The sequence below is a fragment of the Blautia sp. HCP3S3_C4 genome, from assembly GCF_052064095.1.
Taxonomy (GTDB): domain Bacteria; phylum Bacillota; class Clostridia; order Lachnospirales; family Lachnospiraceae; genus Blautia_A.
On record NZ_JBQHWF010000001.1, the window covers coordinates 134635 to 160339 of the forward strand.

The window sequence follows — 25705 nt, forward strand, 5'->3', positions numbered from 1 at the left end:
AGGGCGAACTCATGGCAAAGATTTATAAGAATGCAGCGGAACTTGTTGGTAATACTCCTCTTCTGGAGGTTGGAAATATTGAGAAAAATCTGGGACTGGAAGCAAAAGTTCTGGTAAAACTGGAATATTTTAATCCGGCAGGAAGTGCAAAGGATCGTATCGCACTGAGCATGATCGAAGATGCAGAGGAAAAGGGAGTATTGAAACCTGGTGCAGTGATCATTGAGCCTACATCCGGAAATACTGGAATTGGTTTGGCTTCTCTGGCTGCGATCAAGGGATATAAGGTGATCCTGACTATGCCTGAGACAATGAGTGTTGAGCGTAGAAATATTCTGAAGGCTTACGGCGCAGAGATTGTTCTTACAGAGGGAAGCAAGGGAATGAATGGTGCAATTGCAAAAGCAAAAGAACTGGCAGAAGAATATGAGAACAGCTTTATTCCGGGACAGTTTGAGAACCCTGCAAACCCTGCGATCCACAGAAAAACTACAGGACCGGAGATCTGGAGAGATACAGACGGACAGGTAGATATCTTTGTAGCTGGTGTTGGTACAGGCGGAACGATCACAGGTGTTGGGGAATATCTGAAATCCCAGAATCCGGATGTAAAGGTTGTGGCAGTAGAGCCTGCAACTTCACCTGTACTTTCTCAGGGAAAGAGTGGCCCTCATAAGATTCAGGGAATTGGTGCAGGATTTGTGCCGAAGGCATTAAATACAGAGGTTTATGACGAGGTTATCCCTGTAGAGAATGAGGATGCGTTTACAACAGGAAAGCTTATTGCAAAGCAGGAAGGAATCCTGGTTGGTATTTCTTCTGGTGCAGCTCTGTATGCAGCAATTGAATTGTCTAAGAGACCGGAGAACAAAGGTAAAACCATCGTAGCACTTCTTCCGGACTCAGGAGACAGGTACTATTCTACAGCATTATTTGTATAAAACAGCAGTGTAATCTGAAAAAAGCCCTGAAAGGGGCTTTTTTTAGGTTACCCAGATGTGATAGAATAGCTATGTTAATCTTGGGGATAATCCCTGACAATCATTTTAGAGAATAATTTTTAATCAGACAGGCTAAGGGCAGCAGTTTAACCGAATCAAGTAGCGAAGCGGATTGCGAATATCCGCTTGACTTATGAACCAATAACAGGACAGATTTAGTAAGATAGGATGGAATGAAACTATGAGAAAAGCAATTATTGCCATGAGCGGTGGAGTGGACAGCTCCGTAGCAGCTCTGTTGACCAAAGAATCCGGTGACCAGTGTATCGGAGCAACTATGAAACTGTTTCACAATGAAGATGTAGGAATTAAACGGGAGAAAACCTGCTGTTCTCTGGATGATGTGGAGGATGCCAGAAGTGTATGCTACAGAATGGGGATTAAATATTATGTTTTTAATTTCTCTGAGAGATTCAAAGAAGATGTTATGGATCGCTTTGTAGATGCTTATGAACATGGATGTACGCCCAATCCCTGTATTGATTGCAACCGTTATCTGAAATTTGACAAAATGTTCCAGAGAATGCGTGAGCTGGAGTATGACTATATTGTAACCGGCCATTATGCCCGTGTGGAGTATGATGAGGAAAGGGGCCGCTATCTGCTAAAGAAAGCAGTAGATGATACCAAGGATCAGAGTTATGTGCTTTATATGCTTACACAGGAGCAGCTGGCACATATTTCTCTGCCATTAGGCGGACTGCGAAAAACAGAGGTGCGTGAGATCGCAGAAAAACATGGCTTTATTAATGCCAGAAAGCATGACAGTCAGGATATCTGCTTTGTGCCGGATGGAGATTACGCGAAGTTTATTGAACAGTACACGGGACGTAAGTCCAAGCCAGGAGATTTTGTAGATATGGAAGGGAATATCCTTGGCAGACACAAGGGAATCATTCACTATACACTTGGTCAGAGGCGTGGCCTGGGAATTCCGGCGGCAGCCAGACTGTATGTGTGTGATATTTCACCGAAAACCAATCAGGTTGTGCTGGGAAGTAATGAGGATCTTTTTCATACAGAGCTGACTGCAGAAAAAGTAAATTTGATTTCCTGCGAATCCTTGAAAGAACCAATGAGACTGAAGGCAAAAATCCGCTATCGCCATCCGGAACAGGATGCAGTGGCTTGGCAGACAGAGGATGGAGTTCTTCATGTGCGCTTTGACAAACCGCAGAGAGCCATTACAAAAGGACAGGCAGTTGTTCTCTACGATGGGGATATTGTTGTAGGCGGCGGTGTGATTGAGAGCTGTATGAAATAAACAGGATATTATGAGGGGCAAAATATTTTGCCCCTCATTTTATGTCCAGGAAGTGCTGTTTTGTTTTGCAGTTCTCATAAGCTAGTACATCGTTTTCGAAATACCTATACGACGCACTTGTTTGCGAACCCGATTGATATAGTTATAAACTATAAGAAACAATAGAAAAAGACTACTCTTTTCCTATTGACATACTAGGATTAAAGTGATAATATACAAATATGATAAATCATATCAAACAGATATGAAATATGTAGAAAGAAAAGAGGCTTCGAGATGAGAGTATTAAAAAGCCAGAATCGAATTTATATAGAAGAAAAACGAATGTGCCGATGAAAGATATTATCAGGAGAACATTATTAGAAGAATATTATTATAAGATAAATCAGAGAAAGATGAGGAAAAAAACATGAGCAAAAAAATCGAAAGAAAAGACAGAAAATTTAAATTTGAAACATTACAGCTTCACGTAGGACAGGAAAGTCCGGATCCGGTTACAGATGCCAGAGCAGTACCAATTTACCAGACATCTTCCTATGTATTCAGAAACTGCGATCACGCAGCAGCTCGTTTCGGACTTGCAGATGCAGGTAATATTTACGGACGTCTGACAAACCCTACAGAAGATGTATTCGAGAAGAGAATCGCAGCACTTGAAGGCGGTTCTGCAGCACTTGCAGTAGCATCCGGTGCAGCAGCAATCACATACACCATCGAGAATCTTGCACAGCAGGGGGATCACATCGTAGCAGCCAAGAATATCTACGGTGGAACAACAAACCTGCTTGAGCATACACTTCCGTCTTATGGAATTACAACAACATTTGTTGATGTATTTGATCTTGAAGAAGTAGAGAATGCAATCCAGGACAACACAAAAGCAGTGTATATTGAAACTCTTGGAAACCCCAACTCTGATGTGGTTGATATTGAAGCGATTGCAAAAATTGCTCATGCACATAAAATCCCGCTTGTTGTAGATAACACATTTGCAACACCTTACCTTGTAAGACCGTTTGAATATGGTGCAGACATCGTGGTACATTCAGCAACTAAATTTATCGGCGGCCATGGAACAACCATCGGTGGAGTTATCGTTGAAAGTGGTAAGTTTGACTGGGAAGCATCCGGTAAATTTGCATCCCTGACAGAGCCTAATCCAAGCTACCACGGAGTAAGCTTCACAAAGGCCTGCGGACCGGCTGCATTTGTTACAAAAATCCGTGCAATTCTTCTTCGTGACACAGGTGCAACAATTTCTCCGGTAAGCTCATTTATTTTCCTTCAGGGACTTGAAACACTGTCTCTTCGTGTAGAACGTCATGTAGAGAATGCACTGAAGGTTGTTCAGTATTTAAATAATCATCCACAGGTAGAGAAGGTTCATCATCCATCTGTATCCACAGATCCGGCTCAGCAGGAGCTTTACAAAAAATACTTCCCTAATGGCGGTGGTTCTATCTTTACTTTTGAAATTAAAGGGGATGCACAGACAGCAAAAGACTTTATCGACAACCTGGAACTGTTTTCACTTCTTGCAAATGTAGCAGATGTAAAATCTCTGGTCATCCATCCTGCAACTACCACACACAGCCAGTGCACAGAGGAGGAGCTTCTGGATCAGGGAATTAAGCCGAACACTATTCGTCTTTCCATCGGTACAGAGAACGTAGATGATATTATCCAGGATCTGGATGAGGCATTTAAAGCTATAAAATAAATCCATAAAATAAATCAGAGAGCTGCTTTTGAAACTAAGATACAGTTTCAAAGGCAGCTTTTTTAACCGAATCAAGTAAGTCCCCTGGGTCGGTTACGAAAAGCAATAAGCAGTTGTTCGGTTATGAGCAAGTAGCGAAGCGGATTGCGAATATCCGCTTTAATACAGAGGGAGGTTGACAAATACTAAGAAACTGATATAATCATAAAATGCAATTTAATTGCAAATATGAAAATATGGCCTGACGGGCCGGGTGATACAGAATTATCAGAAAGGAAAAACAATATGATTGATATTATCATGGATTCCGTAATAGACAGCTTGAAATTGATACCATTTCTTTTTCTGACCTATCTTTTTATGGAAGCTTTAGAACATAAGACGGGGAGCCTTGCAAGGAAACGTATCCGCACAGCCGGGAAATTTGGTCCTGTATGGGGCGGACTTTTGGGCGTGATCCCTCAGTGTGGATTTTCGGCAGCAGCCTCCAGCCTTTATGCAGGCAAAGTGATTACAGTGGGTACACTGCTGGCTGTTTATATGTCTACTTCTGACGAAATGCTGCCGATTATGATCTCTAATGCAGTTCCTGTATCTGTCATGCTGCGTATCCTGGCATGCAAGGCGGGAATAGCCATTTTTTCAGGTCTTATGATTGAATATGTATATGTGCATGTAATGAAAAAAAGAGAAAAGGATATGGATGTTCATGTACTTTGTGAGGAGGAACACTGTCATTGTGAGCATGGAATTGTAAAATCAGCAGTTGTCCATACTCTTAAGATTTTTATTTATATATTCTTGATTTCTCTGGCATTAAATATTATCATTGGTCTGGTGGGAGAAAATACTTTGGCAGAGCTGTTTACCGGGATTCCGGTTATGGGTGAAATAATTGCGGCACTGGTGGGACTGATTCCCAACTGTGCATCTTCTGTGGTGATCACCCAGCTGTATCTGGACCAGATTATCGGCGCAGGGGCTATGATGGCCGGCCTGCTGGTAAATGCAGGTGTAGGTCTTCTGGTTCTTTTCCGGTTAAATAAGAACAGAAAAGAGAATCTGAAAATTGTAGGAGCCCTGTATGTACTTGGAGTTTTCTGGGGAGTTGTGATAGAGTTTCTGGGAATTGTTTTTTGACCAGGTTACAGGCGGAGTATTTGGAAAATCTGTCGGCAGTATGAAATTCCATCCTAAATGCGATATATAAGGAGTGTAAAATGAAAAATGCTTGATTCTAATGAAGCTTTGAAAAAGGCTGGAAATATGAAGGGAGAAAGCTTCAGAAAAGGTCTGAGAGACGGTATTCCCATAGCGCTGGGATATTTTGCCGTGTCTTTTACGTTTGGTATGATGGCAGTGGCAGACGGACTGAGTATCTGGCAGGCAGTACTGATTTCTCTGACTAATGTGACTTCCGCCGGACAGTTTGCAGGTCTGGAAATTATGGTAATGAATGGTTCTTACTGGGAAATGGCACTGACGCAGCTGGTGATTAATCTGCGCTATTGCCTGATGTCATTTTCTCTGGCTCAGAAATTCAGAAGGGATGAGGCCAGGGGCCACAGATATGTTGCGGCTTTTGGTGTGACAGATGAGATTTTCGGTATCAGTGCCAGCCAGCCGGGAAAAGTAAGTGCCTTTTATAATTATGGAGCCATGTGTGTGGCTATCCCGGGCTGGGTGCTTGGAACTCTGGCAGGTGCTATTTCCGGAAATCTGCTGCCTGATTTTATGATGAGTGCCCTGAGTGTGGCAATTTACGGAATGTTTCTGGCTATTATTATTCCTCCGGCAAAGAAAAACCGGGCAGTGCTGGCTGTGGTGGCAGCAGCAATGGCAATCAGCCTGTTGTTTAAGGTCATTCCGCTGTTAAAAAATGTATCCTCCGGATTTGTGATCATTATTACGACTCTGATAGTGGCAGGTGCAGCTGCTTATTTCTGTCCTGTTCAGGAAGAAAAACAAAGCACGGAAGCCGGAGAGGAAGAGATTATGGAAAAGGAGATAAATCATGCATAATATTTACATCTATATATTGGTAATGGCTGGTGTGACTTATCTGATCCGTATGCTTCCCCTGGCTCTTTCCAGAAAAGAAATCACCAGTCCGTTTATTAAATCATTTTTGTATTATGTGCCATATGCATGTCTGGCAGCCATGACCTTTCCAGCCATCCTTTTTGCCACCGACAGTATAATATCGGCGGCAGTTGGATTTGTTGTGGCATTGATTGCCGCATATAAGGAGAAGAGTCTCCTGACCGTTGCGTTATTTGCATGTGCGGCAGTCTTTATTGTGGAGAGAATACTGGAATTTGCAATGTAACAGAGTGTGTCTGAATTATGATCTCAGCATTTATTCCAGAAAGCTGATGTCAATTTCTCCGTCAAAAACAGTGGCAGCAGGGCCGGTCATGTAGACCAGGTTCTCCTGTCTGTCCCAGAAAATTTCCAGATCACCGCCTAGAAGTTTCACTGTGACAGGCTTTTCTCCGTCAACATGGCCGTTGAGAATAGAGGCAACTGCCACTGCGCAGGCACCTGTACCGCAGGCAAGAGTTTCGCCGGAGCCACGTTCCCAGACACGCATTTTTAAGGTATGATCGTCCAGCACTTCTACAAATTCTGTATTGACTCTGTCTGGAAATGCCATGTGATTTTCAAAATAGGGACCGATTTCTCCAATATCCAGGTGATCCACATCTGCCATATATACAATGGCGTGGGGATTTCCCATGGAGACAGCAGTAATATAGTAGGTTTCCCCGTTTACCTTCAAAGGTGCATTGATCATCTCCTCTGTGGAAGATACCACCGGGATCTGGCTGGCAGTCAGAACCGGAGACCCCATGTTTACTCTGACCAGAGCAACTTTACCGTCCCTGACAGTGAGATCCAGATACTTGATCCCACTTTTGGTGGATACGGAAATATTTTCTTTTTTTACAATACCATAGTCATATACATATTTGGCAACACAACGGATACCGTTGCCGCACATGGCACCCTGGGATCCGTCCAGATTATACATATCCATTTCGCAGTCTGCTATATCTGAAGGCTTGATCAGGATCAGTCCGTCAGATCCGATACCGAAGTGACGGTCACTGACATATCTGGCAACAGCCGCCGGATTTTTAACGGTTTCCTCAAAACAGTTTACATATACATAATCATTTCCAATGCCTTGCATTTTTGTGAATTTCATCAACAAATCCTCCTTGTATTTAAGTAGCTTTCAATAAATATTTATATGTTTTTAAATTTTCAATACCTGTAACTATAAAGTAAAAATGTTATGAAAAAGTGAAAAATATAAATTTCCGGGTCTATTATATCTCATATGGAAAAAATATCTGTTATGCAGAATTTACCATGAGCAGCTCCGGCTGTTGGTATTATATATAAATATTTATGGTGTATATAGGGAATGATAGCATAAATATGCTGAAATGAAAATATCATCTAAGTTTTATCTTGCATTTTGTAGAAAGTATGATAAAATTAGAAATAAAAATATACAGCCGAAATGCATAATTATACGCTGCTGTGTGAAAAAATAAAAAACAGCAGCAATAGGTATACTTTCGGATGCGAGGAGGAAAAAAGATGAAAGATCAGAAAAGATTTGCAGCCCTTGCACTGAGTGCGATTATGGTAGTTTCCATGGCTGGCAATGTATATGCAGCCAAAGAAATAAAATCAAAGGATGACCTTGCAGGAGCAACTATTGGTGTTCAGCTTGGTACAACAGGTGACCTTGATGCATCTGATTATGAGAAGGATGGTTCTACAGTTGAACGTTACAGCAAAGGCAGCGAAGCTGTCCAGGCATTAAAAGCAGGCCAGATCGACTGTGTGATCATTGATTCACAGCCTGCTCAGAAGTTTGTAGAGAATAATGATGATCTTAAGATCCTGGATGAGCCTTTTGAGGAAGAAGAATATGCCATCTGCTTAAAGAAAGGCAATGATGAACTTCTTGAAAAGATCAACGGAGCTCTGGAAGAACTGAAAAAAGACGGAACCATTGACAGTATTATGGATAACTACATCGGTGAAGATGCAGGCAAGACACCATATGAATCTCCGGAAGATGTTGACCGTTCCAACGGAACACTGGTAATGGCAACCAATGCTGAGTTTGAGCCATATGAATATCATGAGGGTGATGATATTGTTGGTATTGATGCAGATATTGCACAGGCAATCTGTGATAAACTTGGATATGAACTGAAGATTGAAGATATGGAATTCGATGCCATTCTTCCTGCAGTACAGTCCGGTAAGGCAGACTTCGGTGCAGCAGGTATGACTGTAACAGAAGACCGTAAATCCAGTGTTGATTTTACAGATACCTATGCAGATGCAAGCCAGGTTATCATTGTAAAAAAATAATAGAAACAATATAACAGAGCTGTTGACAATCTGCCAACAGCTCTCTTTTCGGGGACAGAGGTTTTTATGAATAATCCTATGATATTAGCAAGTATAAAAGAAGACTTTTATCTGAACTTTATTAAAGACGACCGTTATCTCTGGCTTTTGGATGGTCTGAAAACAACTCTTATCATCACAGTGTTTGCGTTGATCATTGGTCTGATCATCGGCTTTCTGGTAGCCATTATCCGTTCAGCACATGATAAGTCAGGTTCCTTTAAGGTTCTTAATGCAATCTGCAGAGTGTATCTGACTGTGATCCGTGGAACACCAACCATGATCCAGCTGCTGATCATGAATTTTGTAATTTTTGGTGCTGTAAGTATTAACAAGATCATTGTAGGCAGCCTTGCCTTCGGTATTAACTCCGGTGCATATGTAGCTGAGATCGTCCGTTCCGGTATCATGTCTATTGATCAGGGACAGACAGAGGCAGGACGAAGCCTGGGACTGAACTTTTCTCAGACCATGCGTCTGATCATTATCCCCCAGGCATTTAAGAATGTACTTCCTGCACTGGTAAATGAATTTATCGTATTGATCAAAGAGACCTCCATCATTGGATATATCGGTATGATGGATCTTACAAAGGGCGCAATGCTGATCCAGAGCCGTACCTATAATGCGTTCTGGCCATTGATGGCAGCTGCGGTAATTTATCTTGTGATTATTGGAATCCTTACATGGGCCATGAATAAACTGGAAAGGAGATTAAGAACCAGTGAGCGATAAGAATGTACTGATCCAGGTAAAGGATCTGAAGAAAGCTTTTGGCACAAATCAGGTTCTTGATGGAATTACAACAGATATCTGTCAGGGAGAAGTAGTAGCCGTCATTGGTCCTTCCGGTTCCGGTAAATCTACTTTCCTGAGATCCTTGAATCTGCTGGAGGTTCCGACAGGCGGACAGATCCTCTTTGAAGGAACTGATATTACAGATCCGAAGGTTGACATTAACAGACACCGTCAGAAGATTGGAATGGTATTCCAGCAGTTTAACCTGTTCCCTCATAAAACAGTAAAAGAGAATATTATGCTGGCACCTGTAGAACTGAAGCTGATGACAAAAGAGGAAGCTTCAAAGAAAGCAGACGAGCTTCTGGCACGTGTAGGGCTTCCGGACAAAGCCCAAGCATATCCGGATATGCTTTCGGGCGGACAGAAACAGCGTATTGCTATTGCACGTTCTCTTGCCATGAATCCGGATGTAATGCTTTTTGATGAGCCAACTTCCGCACTTGACCCTGAGATGGTAGGTGAGGTTCTGGAGCTGATGAAGGAGCTTGCGCAGTCAGGAATGACTATGGTTGTAGTTACCCATGAGATGGGATTCGCAAGAGAAGTGGCAACCAGAGTTCTTTTTATTGATGAGGGTAAGATACAGGAAGAGAATACTCCGGAAGAATTTTTTGCAAATCCGAAGAATCCGAGACTGAAAGACTTTCTTTCAAAGGTTTTATAACAGAAATTAAAAAAGATTGCGGGTTGATTGACCCGCAATCTTTTTTTGAGGCCGGAATTATTTTGCTTCCGGCTTATTGGATGATTCATATTTCTTCAGTTCTTTGTAGCAATATTTGATAATTTCCTTTCGGGTGATGATTCCGATAAAATAACCCTGGTCATCTGTTACCGGAACATAGTTCTGATTGATGGCTTTGTCTAACAGATCCTCCATATTGGAATCTGCGTGTACAGCCTTGTAAGTGGCTCTCCGTGGGATTGCCATAATAGAAATTCCCTCTGCTGCTTTGATATCGGGAACATTCAGGGTCTTCATTCCCCAGAGAAGATCTCCCTCAGAAATGGTGCCTCTGTATTTGCCATCCAGACTGAGGAGAGGAATGCAGGAAAACTTCCTGTGTTCCATTTTCTCCAGTGTCTGTCTCAGGGTTTCATTTTCAAATATGTATGCTACATCGCTTTTTGGTGTTAAAAAAAATAAAATATTCACTTTTGTATTTACCCCATTACATTATTAAGGGATATGTCCCTTATGCTGTTATGATAGTATTCATGGGCAGTTCTGTCAATAAGATGAACTATTAAATTTTTCGAAAAAACTGTGAACACACCGACGATTTTTGGCCAAAATTACAGAAGCTGAACACCTTTTTCCTTTGCTTCATTCATTACGTCCTGGGACCACAGGGAAGCGTGTACTTCACCGATATGTGCCTTGCGAAGGAAGAACATACAGATACGGGACTGTCCGATACCGCCGCCGATGGTATATGGAAGCTCTTTGTTCAGGATTGCTTTCTGGAAAGGAAGTTCTCTTCTGTCATCGCAGCCTGCGATAGTAAGCTGTTTGTCCAGAGAGTCTTCGTCAACTCGGATTCCCATGGAGGAAAGCTCCAGGGCAATATCAAGAACCGGATAATATACAAGGATATCACCGTTTAATTCCCAGTCATCATAGTCCGGGGCACGTCCGTCATGGCGTTCACCGTTGGTCAGGGTTTTGCCTACCTGCATAAGGAATACAGCACCCTTTTCTTTGACAATCTGATATTCACGTTCCTTGGGAGTCAGTTCAGGATACATATCTACCAGCTCCTGAGTGCTGACAAAGGCAATTTCTCTTGGCAGGATTTCTTCGATATAATCATACTGTACTGCCATATATTTTTCGGTTTTTCTGAGAACACTATAAATCGTGCGGACAGTGGAAATAAGGGTATCCATGTTGCGCTGGTCTTTGCCAATGATTTTTTCCCAGTCCCACTGGTCTACATATACAGAATGAATATTGTCCAGGTCTTCATCTCGACGGATCGCGATCATGTCGGTATAGAGACCCTCACCCTGGGCAAAGCCGTATTTTTTCAGGGCATATCTTTTCCATTTGGCCAGGGAGTGTACGATCTCGGCATTTTCCGGCTGTCCTTTAATATCAAAACTTACAGGGCGCTCTACGCCATTTAAGTTGTCGTTCAGACCAGATGAAGGATTGACGAAAACCGGAGCTGAAACACGAAGCAGATTCAGCTTCTGAGCCAGGGTCTGCTGAAAGAAATCCTTCACAGTCTTAATTGCAATCTGGGTATCATGGAGGTTTAAGGCTGAATGATAACCATCGGGAATTTTAATCTGTTCCATTATTATTGAAGTCCTCCTATAGTTTTGTTTGCATATTCTATTGAATATCCATTTATTTTACACCACGCTATTATAACAGGAAAAAGTGCGATTGGCAATTTTCATCTTGCAAGATTGGCGTAAAATGTTACAATTATTTATACAATGATTTGTGAAGTGGGGGATAGAATATGGGAAAAAGATGCCAGGTATGTGACGGACCAATCGTAAACGGACGCTGTAAATACTGTGGAATGCCTTATAGAAACGATGCGGTTATGTACCATCTTAATGAGGATCGTTCTGAGCATTACCGCCATTCTTCGGCAAAGGTGAGAAGAGAAATGGATCAGAGCGAGATCCCTCTTCCTGACCGGAAGGGCGGCGCGGATTATACAAAGAAAAAGAATGCCGGGAACACAAGTAAGACAGTAAACAATACTGGGAGAACTGCTTCGAAAACATATACCTCTGGAAAACAGAGCGGAACTCAGGAAAAGAAAAAAGGAAAAAAGATGGTCATATTCTGGCTGGTGATCGCTCTTCTTGCAGCTCTTATAGAATGTGTCCCTGATGCGTTGGAAACACTGAAGTCTCATCAAATTGAAGAATTTATATATAAGACAAAACTCATTGACAAAGATGACAAAGAGAAAAAAGAAGTGCCTGACCAGAAGGTGATGTCTTCTTCTGAGCTGGATAAGTATGCTTACTATATGCTGAACACAGAAGATAGCTATTATGAGGTTGTGGAAAGCAACACAGAAGACTTCATGGGACCAGGAGAATATGTTGTGGAGGCTGTCTGGGAGGGTATAGAGCTGGAGCTTATTCCGGCAGACGGTACTGGAGGAGAAATCTGGGACTTTAATCAGGAAGGACAGCAGCTGAAGCTGGAGTTACACAAGGGTGATAAGCTCACAGTTACTTCTCTGGATGGACAGTATAATTATTTTAGATTATATGAAATTCAGCAATATGACGAATAAAATTTTCCCCCTTTCTTTTTTACAGGCGATGTGCTATACTTGTAAAGCGCACCACATATAGGTGTAAATATGGGACGAACCAATATTTTATACTATATCTTGTATATTGGAGTGAAAAGGTATGATTTATGTAATAAAGAAAGACGGAACAAAGGAAGAATTTAATTCCAAAAAGATCGTAGCAGCTGTGAATAAATCAGCAGCCAGGATTTTATACACTTTTTCTGAGGAAGAGCAGGATTTTATCTGCAAGTTTGCCGAGGAGCATGCAGCTTCCCTGGGAAAAAATGAGATCCAGATCCAGGAGATGCACAACATAGTAGAGGGTGCCCTGGAGAGAGTAAATCCAGCTGTAGCCAAAAGTTACCGGGATTACAGAAATTATAAACTGGATTTTATCCATATGATGGATGATGTATATACCAAGAGTCAGGCAATTCGTTATATTGGTGATAAGAGCAATGCCAACACAGACAGTGCTCTGGTTGCCACTAAGCGAAGCTTGATCTTTAATGAACTGAATAAAGAGCTTTACCGTAAATTTTTTATGAACCGTAATGAGCTTCAGGCATGTAAGGATGGTTATATTTATATTCATGATCAGTCCGCCCGTCTGGATACTATGAATTGTTGTCTTTTTGATGTTGCAGCTGTGCTAAAGGACGGCTTTGAGATGGGAAATGTATGGTACAATGAACCCAAAACTCTGGATACAGCATTTGATGTTATGGGGGATATTATTCTGAGTACAGCCGCACAGCAGTATGGCGGATTTACAGTCCCGGAAGTGGATAAGATCCTGGCACCTTATGCAAAGAAAAGCTATGACAGATATATTGAGGAGTTTATGCAGTATTCTGATCCGAGCTGGGCAGGAAGAGAAGAAAAGGCCATTGAGCGCGCACTGGATAAAGTCCGCAGAGATTATGACCAGGGCTGGCAGGGAATTGAGTATAAGCTGAATACAGTAGGGTCCTCCAGAGGAGATTATCCTTTTGTCACTGTCACACTGGGACTGGGAACCGGACAGTTTGAGAAAATGTGCAGTATGTCACTTCTGGCAGTACACAAAGGCGGACAGGGTAAGGAAGGACACAAGAAGCCTGTACTTTTCCCGAAAATCGTATTTCTTTATGATGAAAAGATCCATGGAAAAGGAAAAAGCTGCGAGGATGTTTTTGAGGCGGGGGTAGACTGTTCTTCAAAAACAATGTATCCGGATTGGCTTTCCATGTCAGGAAAGGGATATATTGCCAGTATGTACAAACGGTACGGAAAGGTGATCAGCCCTATGGGTTGTCGTGCTTTCCTGAGCCCATGGTACGAAAGAGGCGGTATGTATCCTGCTGATGATAAGGATGTGCCTGTATTTGTAGGAAGATTTAATGTTGGAGCAGTAAGCCTTCATCTGCCTATGATCCTGGCCAAAGCCAGAGCAGAGAGCAGAGATTTCTATGAAGTGCTGGATTTTTATCTGGAAATGATCCGGAGCCTTCATATCCGTACCTACGAATATCTGGGACAGATGCGTGCCTCTACCAATCCTCTTGCTTACTGTGAGGGTGGTTTCTACGGCGGCCGTCTGAAACCAAATGAAAAGATTGGTAAAATCCTCAAACCTATGACGGCATCCTTTGGAATCACAGCTCTTAATGAGCTGCAGGAACTTTATAATGGAAAATCCATTGCAGAGGATGGCCAGTTTGCACTGGAAGTTCTGAAATATATCAACGAAAAAGTAAATAAATTTAAGGAAGAGGATGGATATCTCTATGCAATCTATGGAACTCCTGCAGAGAGCCTCTGCGGACTTCAGGTAGAACAGTTCCGTAAAATGTATGGAATTATTGAAGGTGTTTCTGATCGTCCTTATGTCAGCAACAGCTTCCACTGCCATGTAACCGAAGAAGTCACCCCGATTGAAAAACAGGATCTGGAGGGCCGCTTCTGGGAACTGTGCAACGGAGGTAAGATCCAGTACGTCCGTTATCCCATCGATTACAATAAAGAGGCTGTCCGAACCCTCATCCGCCGCGCCATGGCCCTGGGCTATTACGAAGGAGTCAATCTCTCCCTGGCCTATTGCGATGACTGCGGACACGAAGAACTTGAAATGGATGTCTGCCCCGTATGCGGTTCCAAAAACCTGACCAAAATCGACCGCATGAACGGCTATCTCTCCTACAGCCGCGTCCACGGTGACACCCGCCTCAACGAAGCCAAAATGGCCGAAATCGCCGAACGAAAATCCATGTAATCTATAAAAAGAAGGATGTAATTCGAAATGAATTACATCCTTCTTTTTATAAGCCTTCTTATTTTCAGACAATCTCTTTTTATGATACATCTCCAAATATGAGTATTACCTTCCCAACCTTCTCAAAATTATCTCAATACCAGGGGCAGGCCCCGCCGCCTCCCCGTCCGTCTCACCAACAAAGTAAAGTTAACAAAAGCTCCCTCATATCTCAACCCGGAGCTCCTTCCATACCTAAAAACAACAACACCCCTTCCGTCAGACACCAGCGCGAGGGGTGTGCAAAGGGGACGCCGCTATGCGTCCCCTTTGCAAAACATCATTTAATTATAGTCCCCGTCTTCTCATAAAACCCATCCTTCGCATGGGCAATATCCGTAATAATAGTCCGGCGTCCGTCTCCTTTTTCAACAAAGTTGACGCCCGCTTCAAACTTCGGCAGCATAGATCCCGGTGCAAACTGATTCTCATCCATATATTTCTTGGCATCTGCTACAGAGATTTCACCTAGGAATTCTTCATTATCCATGTCAAGATTTAGGCTTACCTTCTCTACACTGGTCAGGATCAGCAGAGTATCTGCATTTAACTCCTGAGCCAGAAGTCCGCTTGTCAGGTCTTTCTCGATAATAGCACTGGCACCGTTTAAGGAAACACCCTGCTCCATAACAGGGATACCGCCGCCGCCGGCTGCAATGACGATCTCTCCGGCATCTACAAGTGTGCGGATCGTTTCAAGTTCTACGATTTTCTGCGGCTTTGGTGCAGCAAGGATTCTTTTGTAGGTACCGTCTGCAAGTTCTGTGACAAAATTACCCTTATGTTCCTCTGCTTCTGCTTCTTCCTTGGTCAGTACACGGCCGATGATCTTCTCTGGCTCTGCGAAAGCGTCATCATAAGGATCGATCACAACCTGAGTCAATACAGTGGCAACCGGTTTGTAAATACCTCTGGAAAGCAGCTCTGCACGGATGGCAGTCTGAAGGTCATAACCGATGTAACCCTGGCTCATGGCAGAACATACGGACATAGGTGCAAATGTATAATCCGGATGTGCCTTACCGAATTCGTTCATAGCAGTATGGATCATTCCGACCTGTGGTCCGTTACTGTGTGAAATTACTACACGGTTTCCTGCTTCTACAAGGTCTGCAATAGCTTTGGCAGCTTTTTTTGTGGCAATTTTCTGCTCTGGCAGAGTTGTACCTAATGCTCTGTGGCCCAATGCAACTACTGTGATTTTTTCGCTCATGGGAAATACCTCGTTTCTTTATTTTGTTGTACACAGGTGGCTGTGGTTCAAGCCTCCCGAGATAATCATAATGATACACTATATTATAAAAGACTGTCCGGGGAAATGCAATAGATTCTTCTCCGAACGGCAATTAAAAACGAATAAAAATAATAATAAAATAAACAGCTCCCGCATTGCTGCAGGAGCTGTCCATTTTTTGAGGGGGGAGATAGAGAGTGGTTTTCATCTATCCAAAACCTATTATAGGAGAAAAATATGTGCAAAGTATGTCAATAATCTGAAAGAAACAGAAAAAATATAAAAGAATTATAAACAAAAATTAAAGTAAGTATATATTTACTACAATTGCTTGCTTTCCGAAAAGGGACATGCTAAAGTAAAGACAGAGTTACCGGATCTGAGGTAACCCTCATCTGTTTCTGCATTCTGCAGAGATGATTTTCAGGCACTGTTTCGGTGTATTATTTCACAAAACATCATTAAATGGAAGACGGAGATTGATGATCTGTCTGGCAAGGAGGGGGGATGCTTATGTCTGTATGATTGTTCTGTACTCCTGGATAAGATGCAGACCTGTAGGCTGAGATGAAAAAGAGCCGGCAGTAGGAATGCGGCATGAGAAACGACAGTAAAAGATCGCAGATTGCGAAATTTTCATGAAATAAATTATTAGGAGACGATAATATGAAAAATAGAATATGGAATCAGACGAAAGCAGCAGTACTTGCCATGGCAGCTATTCTTTCAGGCATCTGTGTACCATTTCAGGAAATGCAGGTATCAGGGGCAGAACTGGTGGCGCCGGTTCTGAATATAGAACAAAGCGCAAAATGGACAGATGAGGAAAACTATAAGGCAGAGCTGACCCTGCGGCTTAGCGGACTGAATACTCTGAAAGATGTCAGTAAAGTGGATCAGGAACAGGAGAAAATCCAGGCGGAAATGGAGACAGAAAGCTTTACAGAAGATGCGGGGGAGAAGGCGGAAGAAGACTTTGGGGAAGGTGGAGCAGCGGAGAAAGCTGAAGCTGCAGAGGAGACAGAAGTCAGAGAAAGTGTGGAGACTGGCGAAGACGCAAAGACAGAAGAGGTTTCTGGTAAAGTTGACAATCCTGTGAACGAAACTGAAAATCCCGCAATTCCGGAAGAAAAGAAGGAATATATTCTGACTACATACATATCTGAATATTTCTTTCTGGATACAGCTTCTCTTCCGGAAGAAATTACAGCAGAAACTGTTTCCATAAAGAACCAGAAGGGAGAAGATACGGAAATACTTCGCCTTACGGAACATCTGCAGATGGAAAAAATCACAGAGGACTATTATGCACTGACTGTTCCGGTAACACTGCGTCCGGAATATCAGCTTTCCTGGGAGAAAAGAACTTATCCGGTGGTACAGGATGAACCCTTACAAAAGGACCAGACGGGCTTGGGTACATTTTTACAGGAAAAAAAAGGAGAAGAACTTCAGACCCTGGTTTCCAATCCTTCCCCTGAGTTGTTGGTAAACGCGGCAAAAACAGGAATCGAAGCAGTTCTTAGGGCAGATGTGGAGAAAACAAAAGCCGGACAGCCGGTAAATTATATTCTGGATGTGACCAATACAGGCCAGCTTCCTTTAACAGACATTCAGTTTTCAAGCAGTTTTTCCATGGAAGATATCCGGGCAGTGTGGGAGTCTGAATCAGATTTTTATGTAGATGGCAAAGAAGCAGTTCTGGCTGCATTAAACCCAGGAGAGAGCAGAAGACTTCGGATGACGCTTCTGCCGGATGAAAATAAGGAGGGAGATTTGTTTCACACGGTAACTGTAAAAACAAAACATCCGGGACGAGAAGAACTGATTGGCTGTCAGGCTTCATGCCAGATTAAAGTAGAAGGACTGAAGGCCTCTTTTGAAGTGGAAAAAACAGCGGACAGAACGGAAGCCTTTCCGGGCGATACGATTACCTATCAGATATGTATCCGTAATACAGGAGAAAAAACACTTCATTCTGTTCTGAGCACAGAGAGATTTCTAAATGCAAATATTCAGGCTCAGTTTATGCCAAAGGAGGGAGTAACCTTAAACAGTACAAGAACACAGGCGCTGATTTCCAGCATTGCACCGGGAGAGGCTTTGGGGCTTTATGCGGTTGTAACGATTCCTCAATATTTTGAGAGTCAGGAGCTGGTAAATGAGGTAACTGTTATTTCTGATGAGACCGGGACAACGAATATGAAATCTCGGTCAGAGGTGACTGTGAAGTCTGCGGAGGTGACGGTAACACCACAGATCACACAGACCTATTCTTCTTATCAGTCCTATGGGTCAGGTTCGAAATCAGGGAGCGCCTATGAGACAGCCTCCAAGCCCAGCACAGGAGATGATACAAAAGGAACATTTTTTCTTGCCTTATGTGTGTGCGCAGTTATTGTAGGAGCGGCAGCTGCCAAAAAACAACGTTGAAACGAGAATGGAGGTGTGCTATTCTAATATAGAGTATATAAAAATATGGAGGACATCAATGAAGTTAATATCCTTATTAGAGCGTCTGGAGTATACCTGTATTCAGGGAAGCACAGACCAGGAAGTTAAAAACGTTGTATATGATTCCCGAAAGGTAGAAGAGGGTTCTCTTTTTATCTGCATCCGCGGGGCGGTTGTGGACGGACATAAATTTGTGCCGGATGTGATCGCAAAAGGTGCGAAAGTTCTGATAGTGGAGGAGAAAGTTGAGGCTCCTGCAGATGTGACTGTTATTCTTGTGGAGGACAGCCGCTATGCCATGGCATTTATTTCTGCCGCATATTTCGGATATCCGGCAGAAAAATTGAAAACGATCGGTATTACAGGAACAAAGGGAAAAACCACAACTACCTATATGGTAAAATCCATTCTTGAAAATGCCGGATATAAGGTGGGGCTCATCGGAACTATCGAGGCCATCATCGGTGATAAGGTGATTCCTGCAAGCAATACCACACCGGAATCTTATATGGTTCAGAAATATTTCCATGATATGGTTGAAGCAGGCTGTGACTGTGTGGTAATGGAGGTTTCTTCCCAGGGACTTATGCTTCACAGAACACAGGGCTTTGTCTTTGATTTTGGTATTTTTACCAATATTGAGCCGGATCATATCGGGCCAAATGAGCATAAGGATTTCGATGATTATCTCAGATGTAAATCGCTGCTGCTGAAACAGTGCAAAACAGGGATTGTAAACAGAGATGATGAGCATTTTGAGAAAATCATACAGGGACATACCTGTGAGCTTGAGACTTATGGATTTTCACCGGAGGCAGATCTTCGGGCTGAGGATGCAAAGCTGGTGGGAGGTAAGGGATATCTGGGAATTTCCTATCATTTGAGAGGACTGCTTGACTTTCCGGTAGAAATCGATATTCCGGGTAAATTCAGCATCTATAATTCTTTAACTGCCATTGCCATCTGCCGCCATTTTAAAGTATCAGAGGAGAATATCCTGAAGGCTCTGAAAGTGGCAAGGGTAAAGGGACGTATTGAAATGGTGAAGGTGTCTGAGGACTTTACACTGATGATCGATTACGCACATAATGCAATGGCACTGGAAAGCCTTCTGACCACACTGCGGGAATATCATCCACACAGACTGGTATGCCTGTTCGGATGTGGAGGAAACCGCTCCAGGCTTCGCCGTTATGAAATGGGAGAGGTGGCAGGAAAGCTGGCAGATCTGACGATCATTACCTCGGATAACCCAAGGGATGAGGAGCCCCAGGCTATTATTGATGATATAAAAACAGGAATGGCCAGGACTAACGGTAAATATGTGGAGATCATAGACCGTAAGGAAGCGATCGCCTATGCGATCCACCACGGAGAACCGGGAGATATTATTGTTCTGGCCGGTAAGGGACATGAGGATTATCAGGAGATCAAAGGCAAGAAATATCCAATGGATGAGAGAGTACTGATTGCTGATATCCTTGCAGGCAAATAATGACTAATTATGATTTATGCTGATATAATAATAGATATTTCCAGTGAAAAGCTGGATAAAACATTTCAGTACAGGGTGCCGGAAGAACTGGAGCAGGAAATAAAGGTAGGGATGGTGGTATCCATCCCTTTTGGAAACGGAAATAAGATCCGTAAGGGATATGTGATAGGCCTGACGGATAAGCCAAAGGTAGATCCTGACAGGATAAAGGCGATTTCTCAGTGCAGCAGCGGACAGGAGACAACAGAATCCAGACTGATCATTCTGGCGGCCTGGATGAGGGAAAATTATGGCTCTACCATGATCCAGGCATTGAAGACGGTTCTTCCCATACAGGAGAAGATACGGGCAAAGGAGAAGAGATATCTCTGTCTGAACGTTTCAGAGGAAGAGGGAAGAAAAATTCTGGAAGGATTGGAAAAAACCAGGTTTAAAGCGAGAACAAGGCTCCTGAGGGAGCTTCTGGACAAAAAACGGCTGGAGTATACTCTGGCAGCAAAAGAGCTTGGAGCTACTTCTGCTGTTGTGGGAAAAATGAAAGAGCAGGGAGTCTTGCGTATAGAGTATGATGAAATTTTTCGTAATTCTATAGATGGAAAGGACATTCCCAGAGAACCGGCTCTGACTCTGAACCGGGAGCAGGAGCAGGCAGCAGAGAAAATACTGCAGGAATGGGAAAGGCCTGAGCCACGGCCGGTACTGCTTCAGGGAGTGACCGGAAGCGGTAAGACCCAGGTATATATGCGGCTGATCGAGGAAATACTTGCAAAGGGCCAGCAGGCTGTTGTGCTGATCCCTGAGATTGCATTGACTTATCAGACTGTGAGGCGGTTCTATGCCAGGTTTGGAGAGAAGGTTTCTGTCATTAATTCCAGACAGTCCCAGGGAGAACGCTATGATCAGTTTAAGCGTGCAAGGGGAGGGGGAGTCCAGGTAATGGTGGGTCCCCGTTCTGCATTGTTTACCCCCTTTCCGGATCTGGGGCTGATCATAATAGATGAGGAACATGAGCCAAGCTATAAAAGTGAAAGTTCTCCCAGATACCACGCAAGGGAGACCGCCATTGCCAGAGCAGGGATTGAACATGCCAGAGTTGTTCTGGGATCAGCCACTCCTTCTCTGGAAGCATACAGCAGAGCACAGAGCGGTGAATATGGTCTGGTGAAACTGACTGCCAGATATGGGGACAGACCAATGCCGCAGGTATCAGTTATTGACCTCAGGGAAGAGTTGAGAGGGGGAAACCGCTCGGTTTTGAGCAGATCCCTGCAGGAGAAAATGAAAGAACGGCTGGAGAAAAAAGAACAGATCATGCTGTTTTTGAACCGCAGAGGCTATGCAGGCTTTGTATCCTGCCGTTCCTGTGGTTTTGTGGTGAAATGTCCACACTGTGATGTATCACTGTCAGAGCATAATAATGGCAGACTGCTGTGCCATTACTGTGGATATGAGACCAGAAAGCCGCAGGTATGTCCTCAGTGTGGCTCTCCTTATATTGGTGGCTTTAAGGCCGGCACCCAGCAGATTGAGAAGGTTGTAAGGGATACTTTTCCTGGAGTCAGAACCTTGCGCATGGATTTTGATACTACCAGAAATAAAGGAAGCTATGAACAGATTCTGGCAGCCTTTGCTTCTCATGAAGCAGATGTACTGGTGGGAACCCAGATGATCGTGAAAGGGCATGATTTTCCGGATGTAACACTGGTAGGAGTGATTGCTGCAGACCTTTCCCTCAATGCAGAGGATTACCGCTGCGGAGAGCGTACTTTTCAACTGCTGTGTCAGGCAGTGGGACGCTGCGGAAGAGGAATGAAAGCAGGTGAGGCAGTGATTCAGACCTATCACCCTGAGCATTACAGTATTCAGGCATCGGCTGCCCAGGACTATCAGACCTTTTATGAGGAAGAGATGAGCTACCGTATGCTGTTGGATTATCCGCCTGCATCTCACATGCTGGCAATTCTTGGATCAGGGGAGAATGAGGAAGTACTGACTCAGGCTATGCATTATCTGGAACTGTATATCCACAGGATCTACAGGGAAAAAGATCTGCATGTAATAGGTCCTGCTTATGCAGCCATAGGTAAGGTGAAGGATATTTACAGGCAGGTTATTTATTTAAAGCATAAAGAATATAAAACACTGGTCCGGATCAAGGATCAGATGGAAAAATACATTGAAATAAATTCCGGTTTCCGGAAAATATATATACAGTTTGATTTCAGTTGAGAAAAGGAGATTAGAAAATGGCACTTAGAACAATCAGAGTAGAGGGGGATCCTGTACTTACAAAAATCAGCAGACCGGTAGATAAAATGACACCGCGTATCCAGGACCTGATCACAGATATGCTGGATACCATGTATGAGGCAATGGGTGTTGGACTGGCTGCACCGCAGGTGGGTATCCTGAAGCGTATTGTGGTAATTGATGTAGGTGACGGACCGATTATTTTAATCAATCCGGAGATTATTGAGAAGTCCGGAGAGCAGACCGGAGATGAAGGCTGCCTTAGTGTTCCGGGGATGTCAGGACAGGTAACCCGCCCTGACCATGTAAAGGTGAAAGCTTTGAATGAGGATATGGAAGAAGTGGTATATGAAGGAGAGGGACTTCTGGCCCGTGCTTTTTGCCATGAGCTGGATCATCTGGATGGACATATGTATACAGAGCTGGTGGAGGGAGAGCTTCACCGGGTCAGCTACGATGAAGAAGACTGAGAGGATAAGATTAGAATATGAAAATAGTTTTTATGGGAACACCTGATTTTGCTGTGCCGTCCTTAAAGGCACTGGTGGAAGCCGGATATGATGTGGCAGCAGTGGTTACTCAGCCGGATAAACCAAAAGGAAGAGGGAAATCCTTACTTCCTACACCTGTAAAGGAAGAGGCTCTTTTGCATGAAATTCCTGTTTATCAGCCCCAGCGTGTCAAAAATAACAGGGAATTTCTGGACACACTCCGTGAAATTGCTCCGGATGTGATTGTTGTGGCAGCCTTTGGACAGATCATTCCCAGGGATGTGCTGGAATTGCCGAAATATGGCTGCATTAATATTCATGCATCACTTTTACCGAAATACAGAGGAGCTGCCCCCATCCAGCAGGCTGTGATCGATGGAGAAAAAGAATCCGGTGTTACCATCATGCAGATGGGAGAGGGGCTGGATACCGGAGATATGATCTCAAAGATTGTGATCCCTCTGGAAAAGGAGGAAACCGGAGGAAGTCTTTTTGCAAAGCTTGCCCAGGCCGGTGCAGAACTTCTGATCAAAACGCTGCCGTCTATTGAACAGGGAACTGCAGTATGGGAAAAGCAGCCGGAGGAGAGTCCGACTCCTTATGCGGCAATGATCAACAAAAAGATGGGGCTTATGGACTTTCATAAGTCTGCTGTGGAACTGGAAAGACTGGTACGTGGACTGAATCCATGGCCAAGTGCTTATACCTTTGTAAATGGAAAGACTCTTAAGGTATGGAAATGCCGGGCAGATGAAGAATGCTCCGGTGAGACACCCGGAACAGTTATTCTTACAGATAAAGAAGGAATTCATGTTGCCTGCAAGGATGGAACACTGATTCTGACAGAGGTACAGCTGGAAGGTAAAAAACGGATGGATGCAGAAGCTTTTCTGCGGGGATACCATATAGAAGCAGGAAGCAGATTTACAGATCATAAGGAGTGATTGTATGTACGGATATTATTTTGATCCCACTTATATTTTGCTGGTCATAGGAATGGTACTGTCTCTGGCTGCATCAGCCAAAGTAAAGGGGACTTTTGCGAAGTACAGCAAAGTCCACAGTACTTCCGGTCTTACAGGAGCGGAGGCTGCACAGCAGATTCTGCACATGGCAGGAATCACAGATGTTTCTGTGGTGGCTGTTGCAGGAAGTCTGACAGATCACTATGATCCCAGAACCAGACAGGTTGCTCTTTCCCAGGATGTATATGGAAAAACATCAGTAGCAGCCATTGGAGTAGCAGCTCATGAATGCGGACATGCAATCCAGGATGCGGTAAACTATGCTCCTCTGAATATCAGAACTGCTATTGTACCGGCTGCCAATATTGGCTCTACTCTCTCCTGGCCGTTGTTTCTGGCAGGGCTTGTTTTCTCCATTCGTCCGCTGCTGACTGTGGGAATTCTTTTATTTTCTCTGGCTGTCCTTTTTCAGCTGGTGACCTTGCCGGTGGAGTTTAATGCATCAGCCAGAGCTTTGAAAATGCTGGGTAACAACCGACTGATCGCCCAAGAGGAGGTAAAGGGAGCACAGAAGGTTCTGGTGGCAGCTGCTCTGACTTATGTGGCAGCCCTTGCAGCATCTGTTCTGCAGCTTCTCAGACTAATCATACTGGCCGGAGGAAGAGACCGTGACTAATGGAATTAATACCAGAGAATTAATATTGGAAATACTACTTGAAATTGAAGAAGAGGGAAAGCACAGCCATATTGCCATTCGCAATGCCCTTTCTAAGTATCAGTTCCTTCCCAGACAGGAACGGGCATTTATTACCCGGGTATGTGAGGGAACTCTGGAATACAGAATTCTGATCGACTATATCATTGATTCTTATTCTAAGGTGACAGTGGATAAAATGAAGCCTGCAATCAGAGAAATCCTGCGTAGCGGGGTATATCAGATTAAATTCATGGACAGTGTACCGGACAGTGCAGTGTGCAATGAAGCGGTGAAGCTGGCTCAGAGAAAGGGCTTTTATAATCTGAAGCCGTTTGTGAACGGAGTTTTGCGGACCATAGCCAGGGAATATAAAAATCTGGAGCTTCCATCCAGAGAGCAGGATCTGGTGAGATTTCTTTCTGTTAAGTACTCCATGCCTGAAAATCTGGTCAATCGCTGGCTGGAAGCTTACGGTGAAGAAAAGACAGAAATGATTCTGGCAGAGTTTCTGAAGGAGAAGCCGGTTACTGTGCGCTGCCGGATCCATAAATATCCACAGGAAGAGATTTACAGGAGCCTGACAGAGCAGGGAGTAAAGGTAACTCCTGCTCCCTATCTTTCCTATGCATATGAAATTTCTGATTATAATCATATTCTTGCCCTGGATGCTTTTATTCAGGGGAAAATTCAGGTACAGGATGTAAGTTCCATGCTGGTAGCTGAGGTTGCAGATCCAAAGAAGGGAGATTATATTATTGATATGTGTGCTGCTCCCGGAGGAAAAAGCCTTCATGTAGGAGATAAGATGGGAGATTATGGTACTGTAGATGCCAGAGATGTGAGCCAGCAAAAGGTGGACCTTATTGAGGAAAATATCAATCGTCTGGATTCCATCAATGTGCAGGCAAGAGTGATGGATGCCACTGTTTTTGACGTGGATTCGGAATTGAAAGCAGATATTGTTCTGGCAGATGTACCCTGCTCAGGTTATGGGGTGATCGGCAAGAAGCCGGAAATAAAGTACAGAGTGACACCTCAGAAGCAGGAAGAAATTGTAATCCTGCAGAGAACGATCCTGGATCGGGCAGCAGAGTATGTGAAGCCAGGTGGAGTATTGGTTTTCAGTACCTGCACCATTGCAAAAGAAGAGAATGAGGAAAATATGATGTGGTTTATGAATAATCATCCGTTTAAACTGGAGAGCCTGGATCCTTTCCTTCCTCAGGAACTTCATTCTGAAACCACTGCTCTGGGGTATCTTCAGTTATTGCCGGGAGTGCACAAAACAGATGGTTTCTTTATTGCAAAATTCAGGAGAAAATAAG

General features: G+C 43.6%; 22 protein-coding genes. 18 read left to right on the plus strand and 4 right to left on the minus strand.

Features of this window, described 5'->3' with window-relative positions; translation table 11 throughout:
- The first annotated feature begins 11 nt into the window (after positions 1 to 11).
- The 6 genes from cysK (at position 12) to ACTNC6_RS00695 (ending at position 6314) form a co-directional block, all read left to right on the plus strand.
- Positions 12 to 941 (plus strand): cysteine synthase A, encoded by a 930-nt coding sequence (gene cysK / locus ACTNC6_RS00670; protein WP_303241817.1) that lies wholly within the window; start codon positions 12 to 14, stop codon positions 939 to 941.
- 241 nt (positions 942 to 1182) lie between these two features.
- Positions 1183 to 2265: a tRNA 2-thiouridine(34) synthase MnmA gene (gene mnmA, locus ACTNC6_RS00675; RefSeq protein ID WP_173742276.1), complete on the plus strand. Its 1083-nt coding sequence runs from the start codon at positions 1183 to 1185 to the stop codon at positions 2263 to 2265.
- Positions 2266 to 2674: 409 nt separating this feature from the next.
- Entirely contained in the window at positions 2675 to 3985 is a 1311-nt protein-coding gene (locus ACTNC6_RS00680; protein WP_173742275.1) for an O-acetylhomoserine aminocarboxypropyltransferase/cysteine synthase family protein, read from the plus strand.
- A gap of 285 nt (positions 3986 to 4270) precedes the next feature.
- Positions 4271 to 5125, plus strand: coding sequence for a putative manganese transporter (locus ACTNC6_RS00685; protein ID WP_441042950.1), 855 nt, complete (start codon positions 4271 to 4273; stop codon positions 5123 to 5125).
- An 87-nt stretch (positions 5126 to 5212) separates the two neighbouring features.
- Positions 5213 to 6007, plus strand: coding sequence for an AzlC family ABC transporter permease (locus ACTNC6_RS00690; protein WP_433844888.1), 795 nt, complete (start codon positions 5213 to 5215; stop codon positions 6005 to 6007).
- On the plus strand, positions 6000 to 6314 hold the full coding sequence (locus ACTNC6_RS00695) for an AzlD domain-containing protein (protein WP_433844889.1): 315 nt from the start codon (positions 6000 to 6002) through the stop codon (positions 6312 to 6314). Before ACTNC6_RS00690 ends, ACTNC6_RS00695 begins: the two co-directional genes overlap by 8 nt.
- Before the next feature lie 30 nt (positions 6315 to 6344).
- On the opposite strand, the gene dapF is transcribed toward ACTNC6_RS00695, so the two are convergent.
- On the minus strand, positions 6345 to 7196 hold the full coding sequence (dapF, locus tag ACTNC6_RS00700) for a diaminopimelate epimerase (RefSeq protein ID WP_441042951.1): 852 nt from the start codon (positions 7194 to 7196) through the stop codon (positions 6345 to 6347).
- Positions 7197 to 7597: 401 nt separating this feature from the next.
- On the opposite strand from dapF, the gene ACTNC6_RS00705 reads away from it, so the two are divergent.
- From ACTNC6_RS00705 to ACTNC6_RS00715, 3 genes are all read left to right on the plus strand, one after another.
- Positions 7598 to 8386 (plus strand): transporter substrate-binding domain-containing protein, encoded by a 789-nt coding sequence (locus ACTNC6_RS00705; protein ID WP_243873938.1) that lies wholly within the window; start codon positions 7598 to 7600, stop codon positions 8384 to 8386.
- Between the two features lie 66 nt (positions 8387 to 8452).
- Positions 8453 to 9160 (plus strand): amino acid ABC transporter permease, encoded by a 708-nt coding sequence (locus tag ACTNC6_RS00710; protein ID WP_243873937.1) that lies wholly within the window; start codon positions 8453 to 8455, stop codon positions 9158 to 9160.
- Positions 9150 to 9890, plus strand: coding sequence for an amino acid ABC transporter ATP-binding protein (locus tag ACTNC6_RS00715; protein WP_441033779.1), 741 nt, complete (start codon positions 9150 to 9152; stop codon positions 9888 to 9890). The genes ACTNC6_RS00710 and ACTNC6_RS00715 overlap by 11 nt, the downstream gene beginning before the upstream one ends.
- Positions 9891 to 9947: 57 nt before the next feature.
- Here the strand turns inward: ACTNC6_RS00715 and ACTNC6_RS00720 are convergent, their stop codons facing one another.
- Positions 9948 to 10382 (minus strand): CBS domain-containing protein, encoded by a 435-nt coding sequence (locus ACTNC6_RS00720; RefSeq protein ID WP_303241822.1) that lies wholly within the window; start codon positions 10380 to 10382, stop codon positions 9948 to 9950.
- A 140-nt stretch (positions 10383 to 10522) separates the two neighbouring features.
- The gene (gene asnA / locus ACTNC6_RS00725; protein ID WP_303241823.1) at positions 10523 to 11530 is read right to left on the minus strand and encodes an aspartate--ammonia ligase; all 1008 of its coding nucleotides are present in this window, start codon (positions 11528 to 11530) and stop codon (positions 10523 to 10525) included.
- Between the two features lie 170 nt (positions 11531 to 11700).
- On the opposite strand from asnA, the gene ACTNC6_RS00730 reads away from it, so the two are divergent.
- Both ACTNC6_RS00730 and nrdD read left to right on the plus strand, forming a co-directional pair.
- Positions 11701 to 12498, plus strand: coding sequence for a hypothetical protein (locus tag ACTNC6_RS00730; RefSeq protein ID WP_441042952.1), 798 nt, complete (start codon positions 11701 to 11703; stop codon positions 12496 to 12498).
- Positions 12499 to 12619: 121 nt separating this feature from the next.
- Positions 12620 to 14755 carry an anaerobic ribonucleoside-triphosphate reductase gene (gene nrdD / locus ACTNC6_RS00735; RefSeq protein ID WP_303241825.1) on the plus strand — a complete coding sequence of 712 codons (2136 nt, stop codon included), beginning with the start codon at positions 12620 to 12622 and terminating at the stop codon, positions 14753 to 14755.
- 319 nt (positions 14756 to 15074) lie between these two features.
- On the opposite strand, the gene arcC is transcribed toward nrdD, so the two are convergent.
- The gene (arcC, locus tag ACTNC6_RS00740; protein WP_441042953.1) at positions 15075 to 16007 is read right to left on the minus strand and encodes a carbamate kinase; all 933 of its coding nucleotides are present in this window, start codon (positions 16005 to 16007) and stop codon (positions 15075 to 15077) included.
- Positions 16008 to 16694: 687 nt separating this feature from the next.
- On the opposite strand from arcC, the gene ACTNC6_RS00745 reads away from it, so the two are divergent.
- The 7 genes from ACTNC6_RS00745 to rsmB are packed head-to-tail and all read left to right on the plus strand — an operon-like array spanning position 16695 to position 25704.
- Positions 16695 to 18461: a DUF7507 domain-containing protein gene (locus tag ACTNC6_RS00745; RefSeq protein ID WP_441042954.1), complete on the plus strand. Its 1767-nt coding sequence runs from the start codon at positions 16695 to 16697 to the stop codon at positions 18459 to 18461.
- Between the two features lie 58 nt (positions 18462 to 18519).
- Entirely contained in the window at positions 18520 to 19977 is a 1458-nt protein-coding gene (locus ACTNC6_RS00750) for a UDP-N-acetylmuramoyl-L-alanyl-D-glutamate--2,6-diaminopimelate ligase (protein ID WP_441042955.1), read from the plus strand.
- A 9-nt stretch (positions 19978 to 19986) separates the two neighbouring features.
- Positions 19987 to 22206 (plus strand): replication restart helicase PriA, encoded by a 2220-nt coding sequence (gene priA / locus ACTNC6_RS00755; protein ID WP_441033786.1) that lies wholly within the window; start codon positions 19987 to 19989, stop codon positions 22204 to 22206.
- 17 nt (positions 22207 to 22223) lie between these two features.
- Entirely contained in the window at positions 22224 to 22697 is a 474-nt protein-coding gene (gene def / locus ACTNC6_RS00760; RefSeq protein WP_173742265.1) for a peptide deformylase, read from the plus strand.
- A 17-nt stretch (positions 22698 to 22714) separates the two neighbouring features.
- Positions 22715 to 23662, plus strand: a complete 948-nt coding sequence (gene fmt, locus ACTNC6_RS00765) for a methionyl-tRNA formyltransferase (protein ID WP_441042956.1) — start codon at positions 22715 to 22717, stop codon at positions 23660 to 23662.
- A gap of 4 nt (positions 23663 to 23666) precedes the next feature.
- On the plus strand, positions 23667 to 24359 hold the full coding sequence (locus tag ACTNC6_RS00770; protein WP_303241830.1) for a zinc metallopeptidase: 693 nt from the start codon (positions 23667 to 23669) through the stop codon (positions 24357 to 24359).
- Complete coding sequence (rsmB, locus tag ACTNC6_RS00775) at positions 24352 to 25704, plus strand: 16S rRNA (cytosine(967)-C(5))-methyltransferase RsmB (RefSeq protein ID WP_441033789.1); 1353 nt, start codon at positions 24352 to 24354, stop codon at positions 25702 to 25704. Before ACTNC6_RS00770 ends, rsmB begins: the two co-directional genes overlap by 8 nt.
- Position 25705 lies beyond the last annotated feature (1 nt).

Coding starts and splice junctions, on each gene's coding strand:
- cysK (WP_303241817.1), top strand. CDS start 12: ATGGCAAAGATTTATAAGAATGCAGCGGAACTTGTTGGTAATACTCCT.
- mnmA (WP_173742276.1), top strand. CDS start 1,183: ATGAGAAAAGCAATTATTGCCATGAGCGGTGGAGTGGACAGCTCCGTA.
- ACTNC6_RS00680 (WP_173742275.1), top strand. CDS start 2,675: ATGAGCAAAAAAATCGAAAGAAAAGACAGAAAATTTAAATTTGAAACA.
- ACTNC6_RS00685 (WP_441042950.1), top strand. CDS start 4,271: ATGATTGATATTATCATGGATTCCGTAATAGACAGCTTGAAATTGATA.
- ACTNC6_RS00690 (WP_433844888.1), top strand. CDS start 5,213: ATGCTTGATTCTAATGAAGCTTTGAAAAAGGCTGGAAATATGAAGGGA.
- ACTNC6_RS00695 (WP_433844889.1), top strand. CDS start 6,000: ATGCATAATATTTACATCTATATATTGGTAATGGCTGGTGTGACTTAT.
- dapF (WP_441042951.1), bottom strand. CDS start 7,196: ATGAAATTCACAAAAATGCAAGGCATTGGAAATGATTATGTATATGTA.
- ACTNC6_RS00705 (WP_243873938.1), top strand. CDS start 7,598: ATGAAAGATCAGAAAAGATTTGCAGCCCTTGCACTGAGTGCGATTATG.
- ACTNC6_RS00710 (WP_243873937.1), top strand. CDS start 8,453: ATGAATAATCCTATGATATTAGCAAGTATAAAAGAAGACTTTTATCTG.
- asnA (WP_303241823.1), bottom strand. CDS start 11,530: ATGGAACAGATTAAAATTCCCGATGGTTATCATTCAGCCTTAAACCTC.
- ACTNC6_RS00730 (WP_441042952.1), top strand. CDS start 11,701: ATGGGAAAAAGATGCCAGGTATGTGACGGACCAATCGTAAACGGACGC.
- nrdD (WP_303241825.1), top strand. CDS start 12,620: ATGATTTATGTAATAAAGAAAGACGGAACAAAGGAAGAATTTAATTCC.
- arcC (WP_441042953.1), bottom strand. CDS start 16,007: ATGAGCGAAAAAATCACAGTAGTTGCATTGGGCCACAGAGCATTAGGT.
- ACTNC6_RS00745 (WP_441042954.1), top strand. CDS start 16,695: ATGAAAAATAGAATATGGAATCAGACGAAAGCAGCAGTACTTGCCATG.
- ACTNC6_RS00750 (WP_441042955.1), top strand. CDS start 18,520: ATGAAGTTAATATCCTTATTAGAGCGTCTGGAGTATACCTGTATTCAG.
- priA (WP_441033786.1), top strand. CDS start 19,987: ATGATTTATGCTGATATAATAATAGATATTTCCAGTGAAAAGCTGGAT.
- def (WP_173742265.1), top strand. CDS start 22,224: ATGGCACTTAGAACAATCAGAGTAGAGGGGGATCCTGTACTTACAAAA.
- fmt (WP_441042956.1), top strand. CDS start 22,715: ATGAAAATAGTTTTTATGGGAACACCTGATTTTGCTGTGCCGTCCTTA.
- ACTNC6_RS00770 (WP_303241830.1), top strand. CDS start 23,667: ATGTACGGATATTATTTTGATCCCACTTATATTTTGCTGGTCATAGGA.